The 23,090-nt window shown below is 73.6% G+C and carries 18 protein-coding genes; 11 read left to right on the top strand and 7 right to left on the bottom strand.

All coding sequences use genetic code 11. The features are described 5' to 3' along the window. The first annotated feature begins 11 nt into the window (after positions 1-11). Positions 12-572 (top strand): FxsA family membrane protein, encoded by a 561-nt coding sequence (gene fxsA / locus ABT171_RS30495; protein ID WP_351249421.1) that lies wholly within the window; start codon positions 12-14, stop codon positions 570-572. Between the two features lie 71 nt (positions 573-643). Here the strand turns inward: fxsA and ABT171_RS30500 are convergent, their stop codons facing one another. The 4 genes from ABT171_RS30500 to yczE all read right to left on the bottom strand — a co-directional run bounded on the left by ABT171_RS30500 (position 644) and on the right by yczE (position 4,130). Then, positions 644-1,018, bottom strand: a complete 375-nt coding sequence (locus tag ABT171_RS30500) for an RNA polymerase-binding protein RbpA (RefSeq protein ID WP_003977404.1) — start codon at positions 1,016-1,018, stop codon at positions 644-646. Between the two features lie 278 nt (positions 1,019-1,296). Next, positions 1,297-2,646: an MFS transporter gene (locus ABT171_RS30505; protein ID WP_351249423.1), complete on the bottom strand. Its 1,350-nt coding sequence runs from the start codon at positions 2,644-2,646 to the stop codon at positions 1,297-1,299. Between the two features lie 57 nt (positions 2,647-2,703). Continuing rightward, complete coding sequence (locus tag ABT171_RS30510; protein WP_351249425.1) at positions 2,704-3,480, bottom strand: glycerophosphodiester phosphodiesterase family protein; 777 nt, start codon at positions 3,478-3,480, stop codon at positions 2,704-2,706. Then, positions 3,477-4,130: a membrane protein YczE gene (gene yczE, locus ABT171_RS30515; RefSeq protein WP_351249427.1), complete on the bottom strand. Its 654-nt coding sequence runs from the start codon at positions 4,128-4,130 to the stop codon at positions 3,477-3,479. The genes ABT171_RS30510 and yczE overlap by 4 nt, the downstream gene beginning before the upstream one ends. Positions 4,131-4,232: 102 nt before the next feature. Between yczE and ABT171_RS30520 the strand changes: the two genes are divergently transcribed. Then, a complete protein-coding gene (locus ABT171_RS30520) occupies positions 4,233-5,741 on the top strand; it encodes an SCO1417 family PLP biosynthesis transcription factor (protein WP_351249429.1) in 1,509 nt (502 codons plus the stop codon). Between the two features lie 82 nt (positions 5,742-5,823). Here the strand turns inward: ABT171_RS30520 and ABT171_RS30525 are convergent, their stop codons facing one another. Both ABT171_RS30525 and ABT171_RS30530 read right to left on the bottom strand, forming a co-directional pair. Continuing rightward, positions 5,824-7,425, bottom strand: a complete 1,602-nt coding sequence (locus tag ABT171_RS30525) for a hypothetical protein (RefSeq protein WP_351249431.1) — start codon at positions 7,423-7,425, stop codon at positions 5,824-5,826. 40 nt (positions 7,426-7,465) lie between these two features. Next, complete coding sequence (locus ABT171_RS30530; RefSeq protein ID WP_351249433.1) at positions 7,466-7,660, bottom strand: hypothetical protein; 195 nt, start codon at positions 7,658-7,660, stop codon at positions 7,466-7,468. A gap of 311 nt (positions 7,661-7,971) precedes the next feature. On the opposite strand from ABT171_RS30530, the gene ABT171_RS30535 reads away from it, so the two are divergent. The 9 genes from ABT171_RS30535 (at position 7,972) to ABT171_RS30575 (ending at position 21,493) form a co-directional block, all read left to right on the top strand. Then, positions 7,972-8,364, top strand: a complete 393-nt coding sequence (locus ABT171_RS30535) for an ankyrin repeat domain-containing protein (protein WP_351249435.1) — start codon at positions 7,972-7,974, stop codon at positions 8,362-8,364. A 301-nt stretch (positions 8,365-8,665) separates the two neighbouring features. Continuing rightward, positions 8,666-10,084: a HEAT repeat domain-containing protein gene (locus ABT171_RS30540; protein ID WP_351249437.1), complete on the top strand. Its 1,419-nt coding sequence runs from the start codon at positions 8,666-8,668 to the stop codon at positions 10,082-10,084. Between the two features lie 188 nt (positions 10,085-10,272). Further along, positions 10,273-11,400 (top strand): glycosyltransferase family 4 protein, encoded by a 1,128-nt coding sequence (locus tag ABT171_RS30545; protein ID WP_351249439.1) that lies wholly within the window; start codon positions 10,273-10,275, stop codon positions 11,398-11,400. Then, positions 11,397-12,572: a glycosyltransferase gene (locus ABT171_RS30550; RefSeq protein WP_351249441.1), complete on the top strand. Its 1,176-nt coding sequence runs from the start codon at positions 11,397-11,399 to the stop codon at positions 12,570-12,572. The genes ABT171_RS30545 and ABT171_RS30550 overlap by 4 nt, the downstream gene beginning before the upstream one ends. Further along, positions 12,569-13,450: an SGNH/GDSL hydrolase family protein gene (locus ABT171_RS30555; RefSeq protein WP_351249443.1), complete on the top strand. Its 882-nt coding sequence runs from the start codon at positions 12,569-12,571 to the stop codon at positions 13,448-13,450. Before ABT171_RS30550 ends, ABT171_RS30555 begins: the two co-directional genes overlap by 4 nt. A gap of 56 nt (positions 13,451-13,506) precedes the next feature. Then, positions 13,507-14,196 (top strand): GntR family transcriptional regulator, encoded by a 690-nt coding sequence (locus ABT171_RS30560; RefSeq protein WP_351249445.1) that lies wholly within the window; start codon positions 13,507-13,509, stop codon positions 14,194-14,196. 82 nt (positions 14,197-14,278) lie between these two features. Beyond that, positions 14,279-15,814 carry a hypothetical protein gene (locus tag ABT171_RS30565; RefSeq protein WP_351249447.1) on the top strand — a complete coding sequence of 512 codons (1,536 nt, stop codon included), beginning with the start codon at positions 14,279-14,281 and terminating at the stop codon, positions 15,812-15,814. 31 nt (positions 15,815-15,845) lie between these two features. Continuing rightward, entirely contained in the window at positions 15,846-16,724 is an 879-nt protein-coding gene (locus ABT171_RS30570) for a hypothetical protein (protein WP_351249449.1), read from the top strand. A 50-nt stretch (positions 16,725-16,774) separates the two neighbouring features. Next, complete coding sequence (locus ABT171_RS30575; RefSeq protein ID WP_351249451.1) at positions 16,775-21,493, top strand: hypothetical protein; 4,719 nt, start codon at positions 16,775-16,777, stop codon at positions 21,491-21,493. Between the two features lie 3 nt (positions 21,494-21,496). On the opposite strand, the gene ABT171_RS30580 is transcribed toward ABT171_RS30575, so the two are convergent. Then, positions 21,497-23,047: a GMC family oxidoreductase gene (locus ABT171_RS30580; protein WP_351249453.1), complete on the bottom strand. Its 1,551-nt coding sequence runs from the start codon at positions 23,045-23,047 to the stop codon at positions 21,497-21,499. Positions 23,048-23,090 lie beyond the last annotated feature (43 nt).

Raw genomic sequence — 23,090 nt, forward strand, 5'->3', positions numbered from 1 at the left:
ACACTGGGAGCATGACGACTGGCGCTCCGACCTCTCCGTACACCACCAGCAGGCCCCGGCGCTCCCGGCTGCGCAGGTATCTGCCGCTCGGGGTCGCCGCCTGGCTGGTGCTGGAGATCTGGCTGCTGGCCGTGGTCGCGGGCGCGGCCGGCGGGCTTGCCGTGTTCCTGCTGCTCGTCGCGGGCCTCGTGGCCGGCTCCGTGGTCATCAAGCGGGCGGGCCGCCGTGCCTTCCAGAACCTCAACGAGGCGTTGCAGCACGGTGGTTCGCCGGAGCGCGGCGGCGGCAACGGCCTGATGATGCTCGGCGGCCTGCTGCTGATGATCCCCGGCCTGGTCTCCGATGTGGCCGGCCTGCTCCTGCTGCTCCCGCCGGTACAGAAGGCCGTGAGCCGGTACGCCGAGAACGCTCTGGACAAGCGGCTGCGCACGGCCGCCCCGGGCAGTTTCGGCGACGCCTTCCAGCGAGCCCGCATCCATCGGCCCGACGGCAAGGTGGTGCAGGGCGAGGTCATCAGGGAGGACCGGACCGGGCCGGGCGAGCAGCGGCAGTGGCCGCCCCTGACCGGCTGAGCCCGCTGCGGACACAGCAAGACCGCGGGCGCCGTACATCATGTACGGCGCCCGCGGTCTTCGTGCGCGTGTTATGCGGACTTACGGCTGTCCCGGGGATGGACCGCGATGTTCATCGCCCCCGAGCGCAGAACCGCCAGGCGCTCCTCAAGGACCTCTTCGAGCTCCTCACGGGTGCGCCGCTCCATCAGCATGTCCCAGTGCGTACGCGCGGGCTTGGCCTTCTTCTCCTCAGGGCCGTCGCCGTCGACGAGGAGTGCCTGGGCCCCGCAGACCTTGCACTCCCACTCCGGCGGGATCTCCGCCTCGACCGAGAAGGGCATCTCAAAACGGTGCCCCTTCTCACATGCGTACTCCACGGCCTGGCGCGGGGCCAGGTCGATACCGCGGTCCGTCTCGTAGCTGGTCACCACGAGGCGCGTACCGCGAAGAGCTCGCTCACTCATGAATCGTGCCTCCCGGGCTTGTCGCCCACAGGACAGGTGTCGCTGTCGTCGTCATCCGGTCAACGTCCGGTCGGCGGTAAAGATTCCCGTCCCGTGTCCCGTTCCGGGTCATGCGTCGCCGTCGTAGCCGCCCCTTGTTGTACCCACCGGCGCCCGGTTTGTCACATCTGAAAGCAGATGTCACCCAGCGTTTCGGCATCTTTGACGCGCAGTAACGGTACGCCTGGCAGGCCAAAGGCGTACACTACCGCCCTTTTGTGTTGAGCGCTAAATCGAAGCTAAATTCTTTCCGGAACCGGGTTGCCCGCCTCGCCGATGGCCCGGCGCACCGGCACGCGCGCCAGCAGCGCGAATCCGATGACGAAGAACGCCACCAGCGAGACGATCGCGGACCGATAGCTTCCGGTCAGCTGGTAGGTCAGGCCGAACAGCAGCGGCCCGAGCCAGCTCATCCCGCGGTCGCTCACCTCGTACGCCGAGAAGTACTCGGCCTCCTTGCCGGGCGGCACGAGATGCGAGAACAGCGACCGGGACAGCGCCTGGCTGCCGCCGAGGACCAGCCCGATCCCGGAGGCCAGCACGAAGAAGAACACCGGAGCCTTCGCGGGCAGGAAGTAACCGGCCGCCAGCGTGACCGTCCACGCCACCAGTGAGCCCAGGATCGTCCGCTGGGCGCCGTACGTCCGTGCCAGCCGCCCCATCGTCAGCGCCCCGGCCACGGCCAGCACCTGCACCAGCAGCACGGCGACGATGAGCGTCGACTGGCCCAGTCGCAGTTCCTGCGAGCCGTAGACGGATGCCTGGGAGATCACCGTCTGGATGCCGTCGTTGTAGACGAGGTACGCCAGCAGGAAGGCGAGCGTCAGCGGGTGCCGGCGCATGTCCCGGACCGTTGCCGCGAGCTGCTTCAGCCCGGGCGTCGTGGCACGCTCCACGCGCGCGTGCCGCCGGTCGCGCAGCCTGCGCAGCGGTACGAGCGTGAAGGCGCCCCACCACAGGCCCGCCGAGGCCAGGCAGACGCGGACGGCGGCCGTCTCGGTCAGCCCGAAGGAGTCGTGCGCCGAGTACAGGACCAGATTGGCGACGAGGACCGTCGAGCCCGCCGCGTACCCGAAGGCCCAGCCGCGTGAGGAGACGGCGTCGCGTTCCTCGGGCGGGGCGATCTGCGGCAGATAGGAGTTGTAGAGCATCATCCCGACGGACTGCGCCGCGTTGGCCACCACCAGCAGCACCCCGCCGAGCAGGTACCGGTCGCCGTCCAGGAAGAACATGCCCGTCGTCGCGGCCGCCCCGGTGTACGCCGCCGCCGCGAGCAGCGGCTTCTTGCGGCCCGTACGGTCGGCCAGGCTGCCCACGAGCGGCATCACCACGACCGCCAGGATCACCGACAGCGACACCGAGTAGGCGAAGAAGGAGCCCGCCCGGACCGGGACGCCCAGCGGGTGCACATAGCCGTCGGCGTCCGCGGCCCGCTCGGCGACCGCGGTGAGGTAGGGCCCGAGGAAGACCGTCACCACGCTCGTCGAATAGACCGAGCAGGCCCAGTCGTAGAAGTACCAGCCGCGCTGCTCGCGCCGCAGGCCGGCGGTCTCGTCCGGCGTCCGTGTCCGCACGGTGTCGGTTCCCACCCGTGCCCTCGCTTCCCCGCTTGATCCGCGAAGGCTCGGGTCCCGGCGGCCGGGTCGTCAGACCCAGACGCCGCGGTCCTCCATGACCTTGCGCAACGTGTCGATGTGATCGGTCATGATGCCATCGACGCCCAGGTCCAGGAGCCGGTGCATGCGCTCCGGTTCGTTGACCGTCCACACGTGCACCTGCAGCCCGCGCGCGTGGGCGGCGCGGACGAAGCGGTGGTCGACCACCGGGACGCCCGACTGGGCCTCGGGCACCTGGGCGGCGACGGCCGACCGGCGCACGGCGGCCGGCAGCCCCCACGACCGCAGCCGCAGATTCAGCACCCCGCGCGTGCCGAACGAGGTGGCCAGCCGCGGTCCGGCCAGCCGCTGGGCGCGCAGCACCCGGGCCTCGGAGAACGAGCCCACACAGACCCGCTCCCAGGCGTCCGTGCGCTCGATCAGCTCCAGCAGGGGACGCAGGGCGGGCTCCGCCTTGACGTCGACGTTCCAGCGGACCTCGGGGAAGGTCTCCAGCAACTCCTCGAACAGCGGCACCGGTTCCCGTCCGCCCACGCGCGCGTGCCGCACGTCCGCCCACGGCAGGTCGGCGATGCGGCCCGCGCCGTCGGTGACCCGGTCCAGCGTGGAGTCGTGGAAGGCGACGAGCCGGCCGTCGGCCGTGGCGTGCACGTCGGTCTCGATATAGCGGTAGCCCAGCTCCACCGCGCGCCGGAACTGCGCCACGGTGTTCTCCAGCCCGTCGGCGGCCCCGCCCCGGTGGGCGAAGGCGATCGGGCCGGGATGGTCGAGATACGGGTGGCGTATGGGCGGTGTCGTGAGGCTCACGGCCGCAGTATGACCTGTTCCGGTGTCGCGGTGGCAACGACCGTGCTGCCGCCCGATGCCGCCGGGACGGCGAACACCCGCAGGAACAGCTGCGCCAGCGGGCCGATGGACACGGCGTACAGCACGGTACCGACCCCGATGGTGCCGCCCAGCAGGAACCCGGTGACCACGACCGCCACCTCGATCCCCGTCCGCATCAGCCGGATCGAGCGGCCGGTGCGCCGGTGCAGCCCCGTCATCAGCCCGTCACGCGGACCGGGCCCGAAGCGCGCCGAGATGTAGAGGCCGGTCGCCACGCCGTTCAGCGCGATCCCCGCCAGCAGGAGCGGGACGCGTACGACGAGGGAGTGCGCGTCCGGGACGAGCGCGAGCGTGCCGTCCATCGCGAGGCCGACGGCGAAGACGTTGGAGACCGTGCCGAGCCCCGGCCGCTGCCGCAGCGGGATCCACAGCAGCAGCACCGCCGCTCCCACGATGATCGACACCACTCCGATGGTCAGCCCGGTCAGCTTCGCCAGCCCTTGGTGCAGTACGCCCCAGGGTTCCATGCCCAGGCCCGCCCGCAGGAGCAGCGCGGCACTCGCACCGTAGAGCGCGAGCCCGGCGTACAGCTGGATCAATCGGCGTCCGAGGTGGTGCCGAGTGGACATGAGATACCCCCCTGGGTGGTGGCGGTGGCCTGACACATGTCACTCTGTGGCTTGGGAAGAATTCGCTTCCATGGCCAATTCGGGGAAGGTGGACTGATCGACATGGCGCAGTGGACCTCTGCGATGGGGGCCGCGCAGCTCGCCCGGCTCCTCAACTCCCAGCAGGACCGCCCGGCCGGCCCCGGCACCCGCCGTCCGCCCGCCTACCGCGCCCTCGCCGACGGCATCCGGCTGCTCGTCCTCGAAGGACGCGTGCCCGTCGCCGCCCGCCTCCCCGCCGAACGCGAACTGGCCCTCGCCCTGTCCGTGAGCCGTACGACGGTCGCCGCCGCCTACGAGGCGCTGCGTACCGAGGGCTTCCTGGAGTCCCGGCGGGGTGCCGGCAGCTGGACGGCCGTACCGGCGGGCAACCCGCTGCCCGCCCGCGGCCTGGAACCCCTGCCGCCCGAGGCGCTGGGCTCGGTGATCGACCTCGGCTGTGCCTCGCTGCCGGCGCCGGAACCGTGGCTCACCCGGGCCGTGCGGGGCGCCCTGGAGGAACTCCCGCCGTACGCCCACACGCACGGCGACTACCCGGCCGGACTGCCCGCCCTGCGCGCGATGATCGCCGAGCGGTACACCGCCTGCGGGATCCCCACCATGCCCGAGCAGATCATGGTGACGACCGGCGCGATGGGCGCCATCGACGCGATCTGCCACCTCTTCGCGGGCCGCGGTGAACGCATCGCGGTCGAGTCCCCGTCCTACGCCAACATCCTGCAGCTGATGCGTGAGGCCGGCGCCCGTCTCGTCCCCGTCGCGATGGCCGAGGGGCTGTCCGGCTGGGACATGGACCGCTGGCGCCAGGTCCTGCGCGAGGCCGCGCCCCGGCTCGCCTATGTCGTCGCCGACTTCCACAACCCCACGGGGGCCCTCGCCGACGAGGACCAGCGGCGCCGGCTGGTGGACGCGGCGCGTTCGGCCGGTACGGTGCTCGTCGCCGACGAGACGATGACCGAGCTGTGGCTGGACGAGGAGTTCGCGGGCGGCGGGATGCCGCGCCGGGTCTGCGCCTTCGACCCGGCCGGCTCGACCGTCATCACGGTCGGCTCGGCCAGCAAGGCGTTCTGGGCGGGAATGCGCATCGGCTGGGTGCGGGCGGCTCCGGACGTCATCCGCAGCCTGGTCGCCGCGCGGGCCTACGCGGACCTGGGCACCCCTGTGCTCGAACAGCTCGCCGTCAACTGGCTGTTCAGTACGGGGGGTTGGGAACAGGCGGTGGAGCTGCGCCGGGCCCAGGCCCGGGAGAACCGGGACGCGCTGGTGACGGCGCTCCGCCGGGAACTGCCCGAGTGGGAGTTCAACGTGCCCAAGGGCGGGCTGACCCTGTGGGTGCGCGCCGGTGGCCTGTCGGGCTCCCGGCTCGCCGAAGCGGGCGAGCGGACCGGGGTCCGCGTCCCCTCCGGCCCCCGGTTCGGCGTGGACGGTGCCTTCGAGGGGTACGTCAGGCTGCCGTTCACCGTCGGGGGAGCGGTGGCGGAGGAGGCGGCGGTCCGCCTGGCCGCCGCGGCCCGACTGGTGGAGAACGGGGGTGCGGGGGGTACGGAGGCGCCGCGTACGTTCGTGGCGTAGCTCGCCTCCCGGCTCGGCGCGCCGGGCGCTTCGGCGACCACGACGGACCCGCGTTCGGGAGACGACACGAACCCCAACGGCGCTAACCGGCTGCCTCAGCGGTCACCGGTTGCGCATCGACCGCCGGCTTCGTGAGATCCGTCGGCTCGGCCCGCACGGCAGTGGCCCGCGGCGGCAGCAACTCCAGCACCGCCTGCCGGTCGGCGTCGCTGGTGGCGTCGTCGTACGGATCCGGCGTACGCGGCACCTGGAGCCGGTGCACCGGTCCCACGCCCAGCCGCGCATATCCCCGCCCCGGCGGCACATGCCCCAGCGGCGTGGTGTGCGGCGGAGCCCCCAGCACCGCCTCCACCTGCCGGGGCACCGCAGGCCCGAGCACGACACGCGCGCGCGTGTGCTGTCGTACCGCCTCGCCCAATGCCTCCGCGCTGTCGAACTGCTCGGCCACCACGACGGTCACGTTCGCCGCGCGGCCGTGCCGCAGCGGCACCTGGAGCAGAGCCTGCGGGTCCTTGTGGCCGTCCGCCCCGGCGAGGTGGGTGAAGACGGACGGGCGGTCCAGCATGATCCACAGCGGGCGCCGGGCGTCGGCCGGCGGCGGGTCGCCCGCCTGCCGGGCCAGGTTGATGGCGATCAGCCGCCGCTCGGTCTCCTGCGCGGCCCACTCCAGGCTCGCCAGCGCCCCGGGCAGCGCGCACTCCACGGCCAGCACACCGTCCCGGCCGGTCAGACACGCGTACTCGCCGGTGCCGCCGCCGTCGACGATCAGGACGTCCCCGTGCAGCAGGGCCTGCAGGGCGATCGAGCGCAGCAGGGTCGAGGTGCCGCTGCCGGGGTGCCCCATGGCCAGCAGATGCGGCTCGGTGGAGCGCACGCCGGTGCGCCAGACGACCGGTGGGACGTCGATCTGTTCCTCTCCGTAGGAGAGGGGAAGCGTGCGCTGCACCTCGCTCGGGTCGGTGAAGCCGAGGACGGTCTCGCCCGGCGCGGTGACGAAGTGCTGGGCCGGGATGTCGGCGGGCAGCGGCGGAAGGACGGTGACGGTGAGCTGGTTGCCCTCCTCGTCCCAGGTGAAGTGGTACTCGCGGCCCCGCCCGGCCTTCGCGGTGAGCAGCTGCTCGATCCGCGCGCGGGCGTCGTGCTCGCCGTCCGGGAAGTAGGCGGGATAGCGGATCACGAGATGACCGACGCGCCCGGCGTCGTCGAACTCGTGGGCCAGGAACGCCTTCCCCCACTCCCCGCCGTGCGCGTACAGCGGCGCCGGGTCCTCGGGGCTGGAGAAGTACGGCACCAGGGCATCGTAGAGGGACTGGAGCCGTTCGCTCTGGGACTCGTCGGGCCCTTCGGGGGCCGGCGGGGTGCGGTCGCGGCCCTGCCAGGCCGCCGCCGACATCAGGGTGATGACGGCGAGCAGCGGCCCGTACGGCACCAGCACCACGGCCAGGACCACGGAGGCCGCCAGGAACAGCAGCTGCCCGCGCTTGTCCTTCGGTGTCTCCGCCCATCTGCGCCGCCCGGCCGAGGCCAGCCGGCGCAGCCCGCGCGTGACGGTGATCAGCGGGTGGAGGACGTCGGTTGCGCTGTCGGCCGCGGTCCGGGCCAGCTCCCGGCTCCGGGCGAGCTGCATCCGGGCGATCTGGGCGCTGTCCTTGCTCAGGATGCGGGGGAGGGGGCGCCGGGCCACTGCTGACTCCTGGTCGTGCGTGCGGGTGGGGCGGGCGGGATCAGAACTTGAGGCCGCCGAGGAGACTGGCCAGGCTCTCGCCGCCGGCCTTGATGCTCGGGGCGATGGCCGTGCTCGACAGGTAGAAGCCGAACAGAGCCGAGACCGTGGCGTGCGAACCCTTCAGCCCGTCCTTGCGGAAGAAGAGGAAGACGACGATGCCGAGGATGAACACGCCGGACAGGGAGAGGATCATTTCGGGCCTCCTGGTGTCGAAGGTGGGGGACAGTCACCATGAGTTCTTCCAGGATCACACTATGTATCCATACGATTAAAGGTGCAACTGGGTGAAATCCGGTCGATTTCGCCCGCGCGGCGGAGTTGCCCTGACCCGGTCGACCAGGCCGGTTGCCTCCGGTGGGGTCTGTCGCTGATCTTTACCTCCGACACATCGGGTCATGTGCCGCGGAAGCCAGTACGCTGGCGATTCACTCGTACGGCCGTGTTCCGCTCGCTGCCGTACGCTCCCTGCAGTCCCCGAAGTTTTGAGGAGAGGCGGTCCCGCCGATGAGTGAAGCCCCCGACCCCGAGGTCGTGGAGCTGGCGACCAAGATCTTCGATCTGGCCCGGCAGGGGCAGACCGAGGCGCTCGTGGCGTACGTCGACGCCGGCGTTCCGGCCAACCTCACCAACGACCGCGGTGACTCCCTGGTCATGCTCGCCGCCTACCACGGCCACGCCGACGCGGTGCGCGCCCTGCTCACCCGGGGCGGCGCGGCGGACCAGGTCAACGACCGAGGCCAGACCCCGCTCGCGGGCGCTGTCTTCAAGGGCGAGACCGAAGTGATCAAGGTGCTTCTGGAGGGTGGAGCCGATCCCGCGGCGGGAACGCCGTCGGCCGTCGACACCGCCCGGATGTTCGGCAAGACGGAACTCCTGGAGCTGTTCGGCGCGCACTGACGCGCATGTCCTGACCAGGTACGACACAGAAAACGGGGGAGGCGGTAAAGGGCCGCCGGAAATACGGTCGCGGCAGCGCAAACGGCCGGGTCATCATGACGACGTGATTCACGGACGCGATGGCTGGGCAGGGGTTGCCGCACCGCGCGGGCCGTGATGCGGTCCGCATGGGCCACAGACGAGAGGCAGAGAGAGATGGTCTTCAGCAAGCAAGAGACGGCGGGCGCTCCGACGTTGTGTCACGCGGCCAGGTAGTGCGTGTTCCCCGGTTGCGTCGACGCTTGATGTGAGGCTGTTTCCCATGTTCGATCCGGTCATAGCGCCCAGCGGTACGCTGCTCGGCCTGCTCCAGCGGGGCCGCGGCGACGGCACACTGCACGCGCTCACCGCCCCGCGCGCCGAAGCGCTCGCGGCCCTGAACCAGTGCGTGCTGCGCGATCCCCGCCACGACTGGCAGGTGGAGAACCGCTCCCTCTACTACGCCCGGCTCTACCTCGACCTGAACGGCGAGCTGGACGCCATCGAGGCACACCTGTTCGGCCCCGAGGACATCCTCGACACCGACGAGTCCCGCACCGGCCTCGCCCTGGCGGTCCTCGGGCACCTCGCCTCCTACGGCAGGCGCGACGCCCTCGCGCTGTTGCGCCGGTACGCCGCCCACGGCTCGAACTGGGCCTGGGCGCTGGACGAGCTGGCCCTCAGGGACGACGACGCCGGCCTGCGTGCCCTCGCCGCGCCCGTCCTGGCCCGCTTCCCCGCCGATCCCGAGGGCGAGGCCGAGCTGGCCGCCGCCGTACGCGACGCCTTCGAGCCGAGGCCCTGGCGGCTGTGGGCGGAGGATCCGCGCGAATCGATCGCCACGCGCGTGCGTGCGGCCCAGGAGACCGGCTGTTTCGACCGCTGGCAGCGCCAGCTGCGGCCCACCGGTCCACGCCCCGGCTGGAGTGTGCGTGCCGTGTTCGAGTGGGCCCAGCAGGGCATGGAGCGCGGCGCCGCCCTCCATGTGCCGGCCGCCCGCTGCCTGGTGGCCGTGGCGGGCCCCGAGGACCGGCCGGAGATCGTCCAGGCCGCCCGGAGCGGCATCGACGGAGCCCGCTGCACCGCCCTGCGCTATCTCGCCGACAGCAACGACCCGGACGCGCTCGACCTGATCGAGGCCGCGGTCACCGACGGCACCGGCGTCGTCGTCGAGGCCGCCGTCGACGCCTTCGAACGGATGCGCGGCGTCGCCGCCGTCGACCGCGCGCGCCGCTGGGCCCAGCGCCCCGACGCGCTCGGGGCCGCCGCCGGACGCATGCTCGCCTGCCACGGCGGCGTCGAGGACCGCGACCTCGTCCTCGGCGCCCTCCGTGAGGCCGTACGCGGCGAGGGCCCCGACGCGCCGACGCTGTGGACCCTCGTCGACGGTGCCGGACGTCTCGGCATCGCCTGCGCGGCCCCCGTCCTGCGCCATGTCTACCGCGAGACGGCGTCGTCCCATCTCCGCGGCCGGGCCGCCCGCGCCCTGGCCGCCACCGATCCCTCCTTCGCCACCGGCTTCGCCGTCGAGTGCCTGTGGGACTGCGAGGAGACCACCCGCGAACTCGCCGCCCGGCACGCCGAGACCGGTGACACCCGGGTCGTGGAGCGCCTGCGCCGCCTGGCCGCCGATCCGGCCGAGGAGGCGGAGGTGCAGACGGCGGTACGCAGCCGCTTCGGACCCGACGCCGCCCTCGGCTGAGCCCCCACCGCACCCGCACGACCCGGGCGGACGACCGCCCGCCGGGTGAACACCGGGTGTCCCGCAGGTCAGGCGGTCATGACGGCCGTCTGACCTGCTCGGGTGTGCAGCCCAACGCTCATGGGACGTTCCCCGGGCGGAAAGATCGAAGTCGACGCTGCCACGTCCGGCGCGGCGACAACACCCGTATGCGTGTCGTCATCGTGACCGAATCCTTTCCCCCCGATGTGAACGGCGTGGCCCACTGCGCGCTCCAGACCGCCCGGCACCTCGTAGATCGCGGTCACCATCCGCTCGTCGTCGCCCCCGCCCCCGCTCCCGGCAGCGGACCGGACACGGACGCCCCGTGCCCGGTCGTCCGGACCCCCTCCCTCCCGCTCCCCGGCTACCCCCAGGTCCGCGTCGCCCTGCCCAGCCGGCGGCTCGCCGCGGCGCTCGTCGAGCACCGCGCCGACCTGGTGCATCTCGCCAGTCCCTTCGTCCTCGGGGTGCGCGGCATGGCCGCCGCCGCCCGGCTCGGCATCCCCGCCGTCGCCGTCTACCAGACCGACCTGGCCGGCTACGCCCGCACCTACATGGGCGCCGGCAAGGCGGCCGCCTGGCGGCGGATCCGCTCCGTGCACGCCGCCGCCGACCGCACCCTGGCCCCCTCCAGCGCCGCCCTCGGTGACCTGGAGGCGCACGGCGTGCCCCGGGTCCGGCTGTGGCCGCGGGGCGTGGACACCGTACGTTTCCGGCCAGACCACCGTGACGAGGCGCTGCGCCGCGAACTCGCCCCGAACGGCGAGCTGATCGTCGGCTACGTCGGCCGGCTCGCCCCGGAGAAGCACGTCGAACTCCTCGCCGGGGCCTGCGCCCTGGAAGGCGTCAAGGTCGTGGTCGTGGGCGACGGCCCGAGCCACGCGCACCTCGCCGAGGCCCTGCCCGGCGCCGTCTTCCTCGGCCGCCGCACCGGCCACGACCTCGCGCGGATCTTCGCCTCGCTGGACCTCTTCGCGCACACCGGCCCCTTCGAGACGTTCTGCCAGACCGTCCAGGAGGCCATGGCCAGCGGCGTCCCGGTCGTCGCACCGGCCGCCGGCGGCCCGCTGGACCTGGTCGCCCACGGCCGCACCGGACTCCTCGTGCCGCCCTGCGACGCCACCGCCGTGACGCAGGCCATCCGCACGCTGGCCGCCGACCCGGCGCGCCGGACCGCGTTCGGCACCGCCGCGCGCACCATGGTCGAGGGCCGCACCTGGGCCGCCGTCGGCGACCAGCTGATCGCCCACTACGACGACGTCCTCGCGGTGCGCAGGACGGTGGTGGCGGCATGACCGGCCAGTCCCTGCGCATCGTCCGGCTCGCCAACTTCGTCGCCCCGGCCTCCGGCGGCCTGCGTACCGCCCTGCGTGAACTGGGCAGGGGCTTCCGGGCGGCCGGCCACGACCCCGTGCTGATCGTGCCCGGCGAACGGCACACCGACCGCGACACCGAGCAGGGCCGGGTCATCACCCTGCCCGGCCCGCTGCTGCCCGGCACCGGCGGCTACCGCGTCCTCACCGACAAGCGGCGCGTGGCCGCCCTGCTGGAGGAGCTGGCCCCGGACCGCCTGGAGGTCTCCGACCGTACGACCCTGCGCTGGACCGGCCGCTGGGCCCGCCGCGCGCGCGTTCCCTCCGTGATGGTCTCCCACGAGACCGCCGACGGCGTGCTGCGCACCTGGGGCCTGTCCGAGAACCTCTCCCGCCGGGCGGCCGACGCCCTCAACACCCGTACGGCGCACTTCTACTCGCGGGTGGTGTGCACCACCGAGTTCGCCGAGCGCGAGTTCGTGCGCATCGGCGCGCGCAACGTCGTACGCGCCCCCCTGGGCGTCGACCTGACGGCACGCCACCCGGTGCTGCGCGACCCGGGCCTGCGCACGCTGCACGCGCGCGGGGGCGAGGCGCTGCTCGTCATGTGCTCCCGGCTGTCGGTCGAGAAGCGCCCCGGTACCGCGCTGGACGCCCTGGAGGCGCTGATACGACGCGGGCGGCGGGCGGTGCTCGTGGTGGCCGGGGACGGGCCGCTCAGGGCCCGGCTGGAGCAGCGCGCGCGGGAGCACGGGCTGCCGGTGACGTTCCTCGGGCACGTCTCCGACCGGGCCGCGCTCGGCGCCCTCCAGGCGACCGCGGACATCGCCCTCGCGCCCGGTCCGGCCGAGACCTTCGGGCTCGCCGCGCTGGAGGCCATGGCGTGCGGCACCCCCGTCGTGGCGAGCGCGTCGTCCGCGCTGTCCGAGGTCATCGGGTCCGCCGGGGCGACCGCGGCCGACCGCGGCGAGGCGTTCGCGGACGCCGTGGAACTGCTCCTGGACCGCGGCGAGCACACCCGGCGCGAGGCGGCACGCGCGCGTGCGGAGTGCTTCGGCTGGGGAGCGGCCGTGGAGGCGTTCCTGGCGGCGCACGACGCGGAGGTGCTCCGCCCCACCGGCGTCCGTCGCGGTGTACCGGAGGGCGTGGCATGAGCCCCGTCCGCTTCGTCGCCCTCGGGGACTCGCTGACCGAGGGCGTGGGTGACCCTGCCGGGGACGGCTGGCGGGGCTGGGCCGCCCTGCTGGCACCCTCCCTCGCCGCGGCACCCCACGCCGTCGCGTTCACCAACCTCGCGGTCAGCGGCGCCCAGACCCGGGACGTGCTGGAACGGCAGACCCCGGCCGCCCGCGCGCTCCGCCCCGACCTGGTGTCGGTGGTGATCGGCGTCAACGACACGCTGCGCCGCACCTTCGACATCCAGGCGGTGGCCGCCCACCTCGACGAGGTCTACGCGGCCTTCACGCGCGACGGTGCCACCGTCCTCACCGCCTGCCTGCCCGACCCCGGCGCGATGCTGGGTCTGCCGGGCGCCCTGGCCCGCCCGCTGGCCCGCAGGCAACGGGCCGTCAACACGGTCGTCCACGCGCTGTCCGAACGCTACGGGGCCGTCCACCTGCACGCCGCGGACGGTGCCTGGATCACCGACCGGGCCCTGTGGAGCGCGGACCGGCTGCACCCGGGTGAGCGCGGGCACCGGCAGCTCGCCGTGCGCTTCCACGCCCTGCTCGCCGGGGCGGGCCGGGCGACGGGACAACCGCCGTCCCCGGTGCCGGAGTTCCCCGCGCCGACCCGGACGGCGAGCCTGCTGTGGCTGGCCACGGCCGGCACCGCATGGGTGGCCAGGCGCTGCCAGGACCTGCTGCCCCAGCTGCTGCGCCTGGCGGCCGACGAACTCCACCACCGGGCCCGCGGCACCGGCGCCCACCTCGACCTCCGTGCCTCCGCCGCGGCGACCGCGGCCCTGGCCGCCCTGACACACCACCCCGTCGCGGGTGCCGAGCGCCTGACGGGTGCGACGATGGATCGTTGAACAATCCTTCCATACCCGCGTTGTTTCGTTCCGGTGTGTGCGATTGAATTCCGGGCATGGCAGAGCAGCTGACGGCACTGGCCGACGACCGGGCGCTCCTGGGGCGCACGAGCACGGCGGAGCGCGTCTCGGACATCCTCCGCACCCGTATCGCCGACGGGTACTTCCCGCCCGGTACGCGGCTGTCGGAGGACGCGATCGGTGGGGCTCTCGGCGTCTCCCGCAACACCCTGCGCGAGGCGTTCCGGCTGCTCACGCACGAGCGACTGCTGGTGCACGAACTCAACCGCGGGGTGTTCGTGCGGGTCCTGACCGTCGAGGACGTCGAGGACATCTACCGCACGCGCTCCCTGGTCGAGTGCGCCGTCGTCCGCGGGCTCGGGGAGCCGCCGTACCGGCTGGACGGCGTGGCCGCGGCGGTCGCCGAGGGAGAGGCGGCGTCCGCCGGGCACGACTGGAAGGCGCTGGGCACCGCCAACATCCACTTCCACCGGGAACTGGTCGCCCTCGCCGGCAGCGAACGCACCGACGAACTGATGCGCAGCGTCTTCGCCGAGCTGCGACTCGCCTTCCACGTCGTCGACGACCCGCGCCGGCTGCACGAGCCCTACCTCGCCCGCAACCGCCAGATCCTGCAGACGCTCCAGACCGGCGACAAGCGCACGGCCGAGCGGCTGCTGGAGACGTACCTCGCCGACTCGCTGGACCGGGTGGTCGAGGTCTACCGGCGCCGGGTCGCCCCGTAAGCGGCGCGCGGCCGTGCCGGTGCCAAACCGGCGGAGCCGCTCGTTTGGGTCGATGTCAGACCAAGGACCTAGTCTGTGCACCGTGACTTCGCCTGCATCGACGGACAGCGTTCCGCCCCAGCTCAGCGCGGGGCCGCGCCCGGCATCGGGCCCGGCCGCCGACGAGGGGCTGGCGCGCCGGCTGCGCGCGCTCGCCTGCACCGCGCCGCTGCACGACCTCGACGCGCGCAAGGCCAACCTGGCCGGTGAGTACTCGGTGTACGGCATGGCCGAGGTGGCCCTCGCCGCCATCGACCTGGTCACGCTCAACATGGACTTCGACACCGGCGCCGACCACGAGCAGATCGTGGCCAGGCTCGTCCCGCGCATCGCCGCCCAGGCCCCGCACCGGCCGGCCGCCGAGCACGAGCGCGTGGCCCGCTGGGTCCTGGAGAACCTGATCAACGTCGGCAGCGTCGACCGCGGCTTCCGCGCCGTGTACGGCACCTTCGCGCCGGACGGCACGTACGTCCGCAGGGACTACGACTTCAAGCTGATCGAGGAGGTCCCCGGCCCCGGCGGCACGGTCTATCTGCGCACCACGGACGAGGCGGTCAACGTCCTGGTCGGCGCCCTCGACACCGACGTCACCAGCGCCCAGATCGCCGCCGAGGTGAAGCTGGAGGTGCTGATCAACCGCGGCCGGCTCGCCGACGCCCAGCTCGCCGCCGAGCAGGCCCGCTACCGCACGGTGCAGTACTCGGAGACCCTGCGCCGGGCCCTGGAGGCCACCCGGCGCAACGTCCGCGCGGTCGACTGGCTGGGCGCCGTGCCCGACATGATCGCCGAGGCCCTGGACCACGTGGCCGAGCGCTACCGCCACGAGAACGCCATCCTCACCAACATCCGCAAGGCCCGCGACGAGACCGAGGAGCCCGAGCACAAGCGCCGCGCCGCCGAGCTGGTCGACATCGTCAAGGACTGCATCCGGCGGCACACCCAGCTCCAGTCGCGGCTGCTGGAGGCGGGCCCGCTGTTCCGCGCCGAGCAGGACCGGCAGGCCTTCGCCACACCGGCCACGACCTCCGGGATAGACCTGTACGGCCATCTCGTCGCGCCCGTCCTGCCGTTGCCCGTGGAGCGGGCGATCCGGGTCACGGACGCGTTCTTCGCGAACGGCACGGGGCTGCGGACGCCTGTGTCCGTGCGGGTGGCCGATCTCGTCGACATCCTGCTGACGCCGCCCGTCGAGCGGGAGCACCTCGGCGCGGAGATGCCCGAGCCCGACCTGATCGCCACGCCGGACGACAGCCGGTTCAGCGAGGAGCAGCTCGCTGCCGCCATGGAGCTGCTGGATCTTCCGGCCGACGCGCCGCGGAGGCTGTCCGGACTGCTGGCCGAGGCCCGGAGCCGGCACCCGGACGACCGGGACCTGGCCTACCTGGTCGCCCTGCTGGCGGTCCACGCGGCCAGCCCCGCCGTCGGCACCGCCTACCGGCAGGGCGAGGAGAAGCTGCTGTTCGCCGTGGACGACGGCACCGAGCTCGACGACCCGGAGTTCGGCGGGGCCGACCTCATCGTGGGGACCGCCCTGCTGGACGCGGCGGGGATGGCCGCGGACCGGACGGAAGCAGCATGAGTGAGTACCAACGCGACAAGGAGCCCAAGCCGTGACCGAGCACGTCGACCGGAGTGAGCCCGAGCCCGCCGCCGCGCCGGCCGGTTCCGCCGTCACCCCCGCCGACGCCGCCGACGCGGCACGGCTCGTCGCCTTCGGGCTGCAGCCCAAGCTGCAGCCCGCGCGGGACCAGGAGTACACCGACCTGCTGCGCCGCTACCGCGAGGACCCGGCGTTCGCCCGGCTCGCCGACGCGGTCGCCGCCGGTCTGGGGCTCGTCGTGCTGGAGGTGTCCCCGCGCGCGGGCATGGCCGTGACGGCCGCCGAGGACTCGGTGTTCGCCGTCCGCATGGGGGACTACGCGCGTCGCACCGCCGCCGACTCCGGCGACCGCTTCCTGCACGGACTCGCCCATCTCGCCGCCGCCGCCCTGGCCTTCCCGCGCCCGGAGGACCTGGCCGACGACTCCTACATCGGCCGCGTCACCGTCAACGGCGTCGACGCCTTCGTACGACAGGCCTGCCGGCGCCTGGAGGAGCGGGCCGAGGAACTGGGCGAGAACACCGACCCGGCGACCGACGCACCCGGACTGGAGGCCGCCTGGCGGATCTGGGCCAGACGCAGCGCCACGGGTGCCACCAAGGACGCCCGCCGGCCGGCCGCCTCCACCACCGGCATGGTTGCCAAGGCCCTGGCCTTCCTCACCGACTCGGGCTTTCTGCAGCGCACCGGCGACGACAGCGGCGGCACCTACCGCACCACCGCCCGCTACCAGCTCCAGGTCCGCGACCTGGCCGGCAGCGCCGCCATGGCCGAACTGCTCGAACTGGGCGTCGTACCGGTGACCGACGGCACGGCCAGCCTGCTGCCCGCCGAGGACACCGAGGACCTGGAGCTGGTGGCCGACGCCGGGCTGCCGTTCCACTCCTGAACCTCCAGAACCACCGCACGTTTTCCGAAGACTTAACGCGAGAGTCCGCCATGTACGAGCTGTCCCGGGTCCGCCTCTACTCCATCGGTCCCGCCGGTGCGCGCTACGCCGACACCGTGCTTGACCTGCGGGGTGTCGGCGAGCCCGTGCCCGACCCGGCGCCCACGCAGGCGGAGTTCTTCGCGGAGGAGCCCTCCGGCCCGCCGCGCCGGCCCGCGCCCGCGGGCGTGCTCTTCCTGGAGAACGGCGGCGGCAAGTCCGTGCTGCTCAAGCTGATCTTCTCGGTGATGCTGCCGGGCCACCGCAACACCCTCGGCGGCGCCAGCTCCGGTGTGCTGCGTAAGTTCCTGCTCGCCGACGACTGCGGTCATGTGGCGCTGGAGTGGCAGCACGTGCAGACCGGCGAGTGCGTCGTCGTCGGCAAGGTCAGCGAATGGCGCGGACGGCAGGTGTCGAACGACCCGCGCAAGTTCGCCGAGGCCTGGTACTCGTTCCGGCCCGGGCCGGGGCTCAGTCTGGACAACCTGCCCGTCGCCGAGTCCACCGCCGTACGGCCCCCCGTCGAGGGCGCCTCGGGCGCCCAGGGACGCCGCCGGACCATGAAGGGCTTCCGCGACGCCCTCATGGAGGCCGGCAAGGCCTACCCGCACCTGGAGGTGCACTGGGAGGAGATCCACGACCGCTGGATCGAGCACCTCGGCGACCTCGGCCTCGACCCCGAACTCTTCCGCTACCAGCGGGAGATGAACGCCGACGAGGGCGAGGCGGCCGGTCTCTTCGCGGTCAAGAAGGACTCCGACTTCACCGACCTGCTGCTGCGCGCCGTCACCGACACCCGCGACACCGACGGCCTCGCCGACCTCGTCAGCGGCTTCGGCAACAAGCTGGGCCGGCGCGCCGAGCTGATCGCCGAACGGGACTTCACCGCCGGGTCGGTCGACCTGCTCGGGCGGATCGTCGAGGCCGCCGACGCCCGCTCACGCGCGCGTGACGTGCACGCCGGTGCGGAGCGCCGTACCCGCACGCTCGCCCGGCGGCTATCCGCCCGGGCCGTGCGGGAGCGGGTCCGGGCCGCCGACCTCGCCCAGCGGGTCACGGCCGCCGCGTACGCCGTCACCCACTCCGAGGGCGCGCGGGAGCGCAGCGCCCTGATCGCCGCCGAGCTCGCCTACCGGCACGCCTCCCTGGCGCTGGCCGCGGCCGAGAAGTCCGCCGCCGCGCAGAAGCGCGAGCTGGCCGACGCACGCACCCTGCACTCCGCCTGGCAGGCCGCCGAGGCCGTGCTGCGCCACCGGGCCGCCGCCGACCGTGTCGCGCGCGTGTCCGCCGCCATCCAGGAGGCCGAGCGGGACGCCGCGCCCGCGCTCGCCGCCCGGGCCAAGGCGGCCGTGGACCTCGTACGGGCCCTGCACGCCGCCGCCGAGAGCGCCGAGGCCCTCGCCAACGAGGAGGAGGAGCGCTCCGCCGCCCTGCAGGAGGTGAGCGACTGCGCCTACCGCGACTCCACCACCGCCGCCACCGAGGCGCAGCGAGCCCGCAGCGAGGCCGGGCACCTGCGCCAGCGCCTCACCGAGGTCGAGCAGGAGACCGCCGAGGCCGTCCGCGCCGGCTGGCTCGACGACAGCGCCCCGGACGCCGACCCGGCCCGTGCCGCACTCGCCGCCAGCGACGCCGAGAAGACCGCCGTCGCCGCCTGGGACGCGGCTCGTGAGGCCGCCCGCAAGGTCACCGAGCACGCGCGCGAGGCGGCCTCCGCCGAGTCGCGCGCGGAACTGACCGCGGCCCGCGCGGCCGACGCCGCCACGGCGGCCGAGCGCGCCCACGAGGCCGAGCGGCGGCTCGCCGAGTCCCTGGCCGCCGAGGAACGGCTCGCGGAGCTGCTGAGCCTGCCGGGTGCGTTCGCGTCCGGGCACGTCGGAGTGCCCGGGCCGCGGTCGGGGGCGGACGACGCGCTGGGCGCCCGGGGCGGCACGCGCGGCGGCGCGACCGACGAGGGTGAGGGCCACGGTGCCGCAGATCCCACGGGAGCGGGCGCCGACGGCGCTCCTCGCCCGGCCGCCGAAGCCCCCCTCATCCCCGAGCAACTCGACCGCTTCGCCGACGAGTTGCGCGAACTCCTCGACGACGCCGTCTCGACCGCCGAACGGCACCTCTTCGACCTGCGCACCGCCGCCGCCGACGACTCCCGCATCCTCGGCGCGCTCGGCGACGGCGGACTGCTGCCGCCCGGCCCGGACGTCCTGGCCACGGTGGAGTTCCTCGGCGAGCACGGCATCCCGGCGCTGCCCGGCTGGCGCTATCTCGCCCAGGCCGTCGACCCCGCCGACCACGCACGCGTGCTCGCCGCCCGCCCGGAACTGGTCGACGGTGTGATCATCACCGACCCGGACACGCACGCGCGTGCCCGCGAGGCGCTCGCCGACGCCGCCCTGCTGCCGCGCTCCGCCGTCGCCGTCGGCACGGCCGCCGCCCTGCTCGCCCCGACTCCCGCCGACAGCGCCGCCCCCGGTGACGTGTTCCTCGTGCCGCCGAACCCGGCCATGCACGACGAGCACGCCGCCGACGAGGAGCGCCAGGCGCTGCGCGCGCGGGCCACCGCGCGCGACGAGGAGATCCGCGCCCTCGCCGCCCGGCTCGGCAAGGACCGTGAACTGGCCGCCCGGCTCGCCTCCTGGCGCACCGGCTGCCCCGCCGGACGCCTCACCGAACTGGCCCAGGCCGCCCAGGAGGCCCGTGCGTTCGCCGAGGAGTCCGAGGCCGAGCTGGCCGAGGCGCGCACCCTGCGCGCGGAGGCCGAGGAGGCCGCCGCCGAGGCCGTACAGGTCCGCGACGAACGGCAGGAGGCCGCGCAGAAGGCCCGTCGTGCCGCCGACGCCCTCGCCGGACTCGCCTACCGGCTCCGCGAGCGCGCCGGCTGGCAGGTGAAACTGCGCGAACTCGCCGACGAGGCCACCGAGTCCGAGGCCCGCGCCCAGGCCTGCCTGGAGCGCGCCCGTGCCGCCGACGAGGACCGCCGCGCCGCCCAGCGCGCCGCCGACGACGCGCGCCGCACCGCGCGCGCCCTGCGCGCCGAGCGCTCCGAGATCGCGGGCGCCCCCGACGACGTACCGGTCGAGGAGGCGGACGCCCCCAAGGCGTCCCTGCCCGCCCTCCGCGAGGCCTACCGGGCGGCCTCCCAGGTGTACGAGAAGGTCGGCGTCGGCGCCGACCTGCGTGCCGAGCAGGCCCGCGCGGAGAGCGACGAGAGCGCTGCCCGCGCCGAACTGGACCGGCTCAGCAACAAGGTCCGCACCCGCGCCGAGCAGTTGCTCCAGTCGCCCGACGGCTCCGACGGCCCGTCCCGGCAGGCCGCCGCGGCGCGTGCGGAGGAGCTGGTGCAGCTCCTGGAGACCCGCATGTCCAGCGCGAGCGAGCAGCTCGGGCGGCTGCGCGGCGAGGCCGAGCGGCACGCCCCCGAGGACGGCGAGGCGCACACCGAGCTGCCCGGGGAACTCGTCCCGCGCGACGCCGAGCACGCCCAGGCGCTGCTGCGCACCGCGACGGGCGAACTCGCCGCCCGCACCGGGGCCCTGGCCGAGGCCCGGGACGCGCATGCCGAGCTGCTGGAGGCCAACCGGGCCGCCGAGGACGCGGCCGGCGGCTTCGACGAGATCGCCGCGATGCTCCGTGACCTGCTGCGCGAGCACGCCGCCGAGGAGGAGCAGGAGGAGCCGGAACCCTACCCGGGCAGCCTGGAGGAGGCCCGGCACTCCGCCGCCGAGGCCCGCCGCTCGCTGCGCGGCTGCGCCGCCGACCTGTCCGCCGCCGAGGCGGCCGTGCGCGAGGCGAGCGACGTGCTCGTCCGGCACGCCAACTCCACGCGCTACGAGCAGGTCCGCACCCCCGCCCGGCAGCAGATCCGCGAGCTGCCCGCCGCCGCGCTGCCCGAGCACGCGCAGAAGTGGGCCGACGCCTTCGCGCCCCGACTGCGCGTGCTGACCGACGAGTTGGCGCAGCTGGAGCGCAACCGCGACTCGATCGTGGACCGCCTGCGGGGCCTGGTGGAGTCCGCCCTCGCGACCCTGCGCTCCGCCCAGCGGCTCTCCCGCCTCCCGGAAGGCCTCGGCGAGTGGTCGGGGCAGGAGTTCCTGCGCATCCGCTTCGAGGAGCCCGACCAGGCCACGCTCGCCGAACGGCTCGGCGAGGTCATCGACGACGCCACCCGCGCGGCCGTGAAGAAGAACTCCGACCTGCGCCGCGACGGCATGTCCCTGCTGCTGCGCGGCGTCGCGGCGGCGCTGCAGCCGAAGGGCGTGGCCGTCGAGATCCTCAAGCCCGACGCCGTACTGCGCGCCGAGCGGGTGCCCGTCGGGCAGATGGGCGACGTGTTCTCGGGCGGCCAGCTGCTCACGGCGGCCATCGCGTTGTACTGCACGATGGCCGCGCTGCGCTCGAACGACCGGGGCCGGGACAAGCACCGGCACGCCGGCACCCTGTTCCTCGACAACCCGATCGGCCGCGCCAACGCCACCTACCTGCTGGAGCTGCAGCGGGCCGTGTCGGACGCGCTCGGTGTGCAGCTGCTGTACACCACCGGCCTGTTCGACACGACCGCCCTGGCGGAGTTCCCGCTGGTCATCCGCCTGCGCAACGACGCCGACCTGCGCGCGGGCCTGAAGTACATCAGTGTGGAGGAACACCTCCGGCCCGGGTTGCCCCAGCAGCCCCAGGCCGGAGAGACGGTGCACAGCGAGATCACGGCGACCCGGATGTTCAGAAAGCCGGCGTAGTCGTCAGCGGTCGTCCTTGATCAGGTCCGCGCACTTCTCGCCGATCATCATCGTCGTGACGCACGGGTTGACCGCGATCAGGTCCGGCATCACCGACCCGTCGGCGACCCGCAGCCCCTCGACCCCCTTGACCCGCAGCCGCGCGTCGAGCGGGGCCGAGGGATCGCCGTCGGCACCCATCTTCACCGTGCACGACGGGTGGTAGACGGTGTTGTGCGTCTTGTGGATGTAGTCCAGGAGCTCGTCGTCGGTACGGACGTCCGGGCCGGGCGTTAGCTCGGCCCCGGTCCAGCCGCTCAGGGCCGGCTGCGCTGCGATACGGCGGGCCAGCCTGAGCCCGTACGTCATCACCCGCACATCGTGCTCGTGCGTGAAGTACCGCGGGTCCACCTTCGGCTTGTCCCGGTAGTCCCGGGTCCGCAGCCGCACCGTGCCGCGCGACTTCGCCTTGGTCACGTTGGGCGTCAGACAGAACGCGTTCTCCGAGGTGGGGTAGCCCCAGCGTGCGGTGTTCATGTCGAACGGCACCGAGCCGTAGTGGAACATCAGGTCGGGCCGGTCCAGGCCGGGCTCGGTGTCGTAGAAGATGCCCGCCTCCCACCACTGGCTCGACGTGGTGGGCATGGGCCGCTTGGCCTCCCACATGATCACGCCCTCGGGGTGGTCCTGGAGGTTCTCGCCGACGCCGGGGGAGTCGACGACGACGTCCACGCCGACCTCGCGCAGATGCCCGGCGGGGCCGATGCCGGACAGCATCAGCAGTTTCGGGGAGTCGATCGAGCCGCAGGAGACGACCACCTCGTGCCGGGCCCTCACCGTGCGGGTGTGCACCAGGTCCGGGTCCAGGTACTCGGCGCCCACGCACCGCCGGCCCTCCAGCACCAGCTTCTTGGCGCGTACTCCGGTACGGATGTCCAGATTCGGACGCTTGCCCATGACCGGGTGCAGATAGGCCACCGAGGACGACTGGCGGACGTTGTTCTCGTCGGAGTTGATCTGGAACCAGTTGGCCCCGCGCACCACCGTCTTCCCGGTGTTGAACGGGACCGTGGGTATCCCCGCCTGCGCGCACGCCTCCAGCAGGGCCGCGCCGCAGGGGTCGCCGCCCTTCAGGGTGCGCAGCTTCACCGGGCCGGTGCGGCCGTGGTGGTCGCCGGGCGCGTCGTTGTTCTCCAGCCGCCGGTACAGCGGGAACAGGTCGGCCGCGCTCCAGCCCGTACAGCCCTGGGCCGCCCAGTCGTCCAGGTCCTCGGCCGGCGCCCAGAAGGCGATACAGGAGTTGTGCGACGAACAGCCGCCCAGCACCTTCGCACGCGCGTGCCGCATAAAACTGTTGCCGGTGGCCTGCGGCTCGACCGGGTAGTCCCAGTCGTAGCCGGACTCCAGCAGGCCCATCCAGCGCTCCAGCCTGAGGACGTCGTCGTCGCCGACGTCGCTCGGCCCCGCCTCCAGCACGCACACCGTCACGGACGGGTTCTCGGAGAGCCGCGCCGCCACCACGTTGCCCGCCGTGCCGCCGCCGACCACCACGTAGTCGAACTCGTCGATGCTCATATGACCTCCTTGCCGGCCGGAATCCGGCCGGAATCAGTCGTTG

Origin of the sequence: Streptomyces sp. NPDC001851, from assembly GCF_040297165.1 — a bacterium.
Lineage (GTDB): Bacteria > Actinomycetota > Actinomycetes > Streptomycetales > Streptomycetaceae > Streptomyces.

Bases quoted from the DNA above. Each gene is read 5' to 3' on its own strand.
- fxsA (WP_351249421.1), top strand. From the start codon at position 12: ATGACGACTGGCGCTCCGACCTCTCCGTACACCACCAGCAGGCCCCGG.
- ABT171_RS30520 (WP_351249429.1), top strand. From the start codon at position 4,233: ATGGCGCAGTGGACCTCTGCGATGGGGGCCGCGCAGCTCGCCCGGCTC.
- ABT171_RS30530 (WP_351249433.1), bottom strand. From the start codon at position 7,660: ATGATCCTCTCCCTGTCCGGCGTGTTCATCCTCGGCATCGTCGTCTTC.
- ABT171_RS30555 (WP_351249443.1), top strand. From the start codon at position 12,569: ATGAGCCCCGTCCGCTTCGTCGCCCTCGGGGACTCGCTGACCGAGGGC.
- ABT171_RS30540 (WP_351249437.1), top strand. From the start codon at position 8,666: ATGTTCGATCCGGTCATAGCGCCCAGCGGTACGCTGCTCGGCCTGCTC.
- ABT171_RS30545 (WP_351249439.1), top strand. From the start codon at position 10,273: ATGCGTGTCGTCATCGTGACCGAATCCTTTCCCCCCGATGTGAACGGC.
- ABT171_RS30560 (WP_351249445.1), top strand. From the start codon at position 13,507: ATGGCAGAGCAGCTGACGGCACTGGCCGACGACCGGGCGCTCCTGGGG.
- ABT171_RS30580 (WP_351249453.1), bottom strand. From the start codon at position 23,047: ATGAGCATCGACGAGTTCGACTACGTGGTGGTCGGCGGCGGCACGGCG.
- ABT171_RS30535 (WP_351249435.1), top strand. From the start codon at position 7,972: ATGAGTGAAGCCCCCGACCCCGAGGTCGTGGAGCTGGCGACCAAGATC.
- ABT171_RS30500 (WP_003977404.1), bottom strand. From the start codon at position 1,018: ATGAGTGAGCGAGCTCTTCGCGGTACGCGCCTCGTGGTGACCAGCTAC.
- ABT171_RS30575 (WP_351249451.1), top strand. From the start codon at position 16,775: ATGTACGAGCTGTCCCGGGTCCGCCTCTACTCCATCGGTCCCGCCGGT.
- yczE (WP_351249427.1), bottom strand. From the start codon at position 4,130: ATGTCCACTCGGCACCACCTCGGACGCCGATTGATCCAGCTGTACGCC.
- ABT171_RS30550 (WP_351249441.1), top strand. From the start codon at position 11,397: ATGACCGGCCAGTCCCTGCGCATCGTCCGGCTCGCCAACTTCGTCGCC.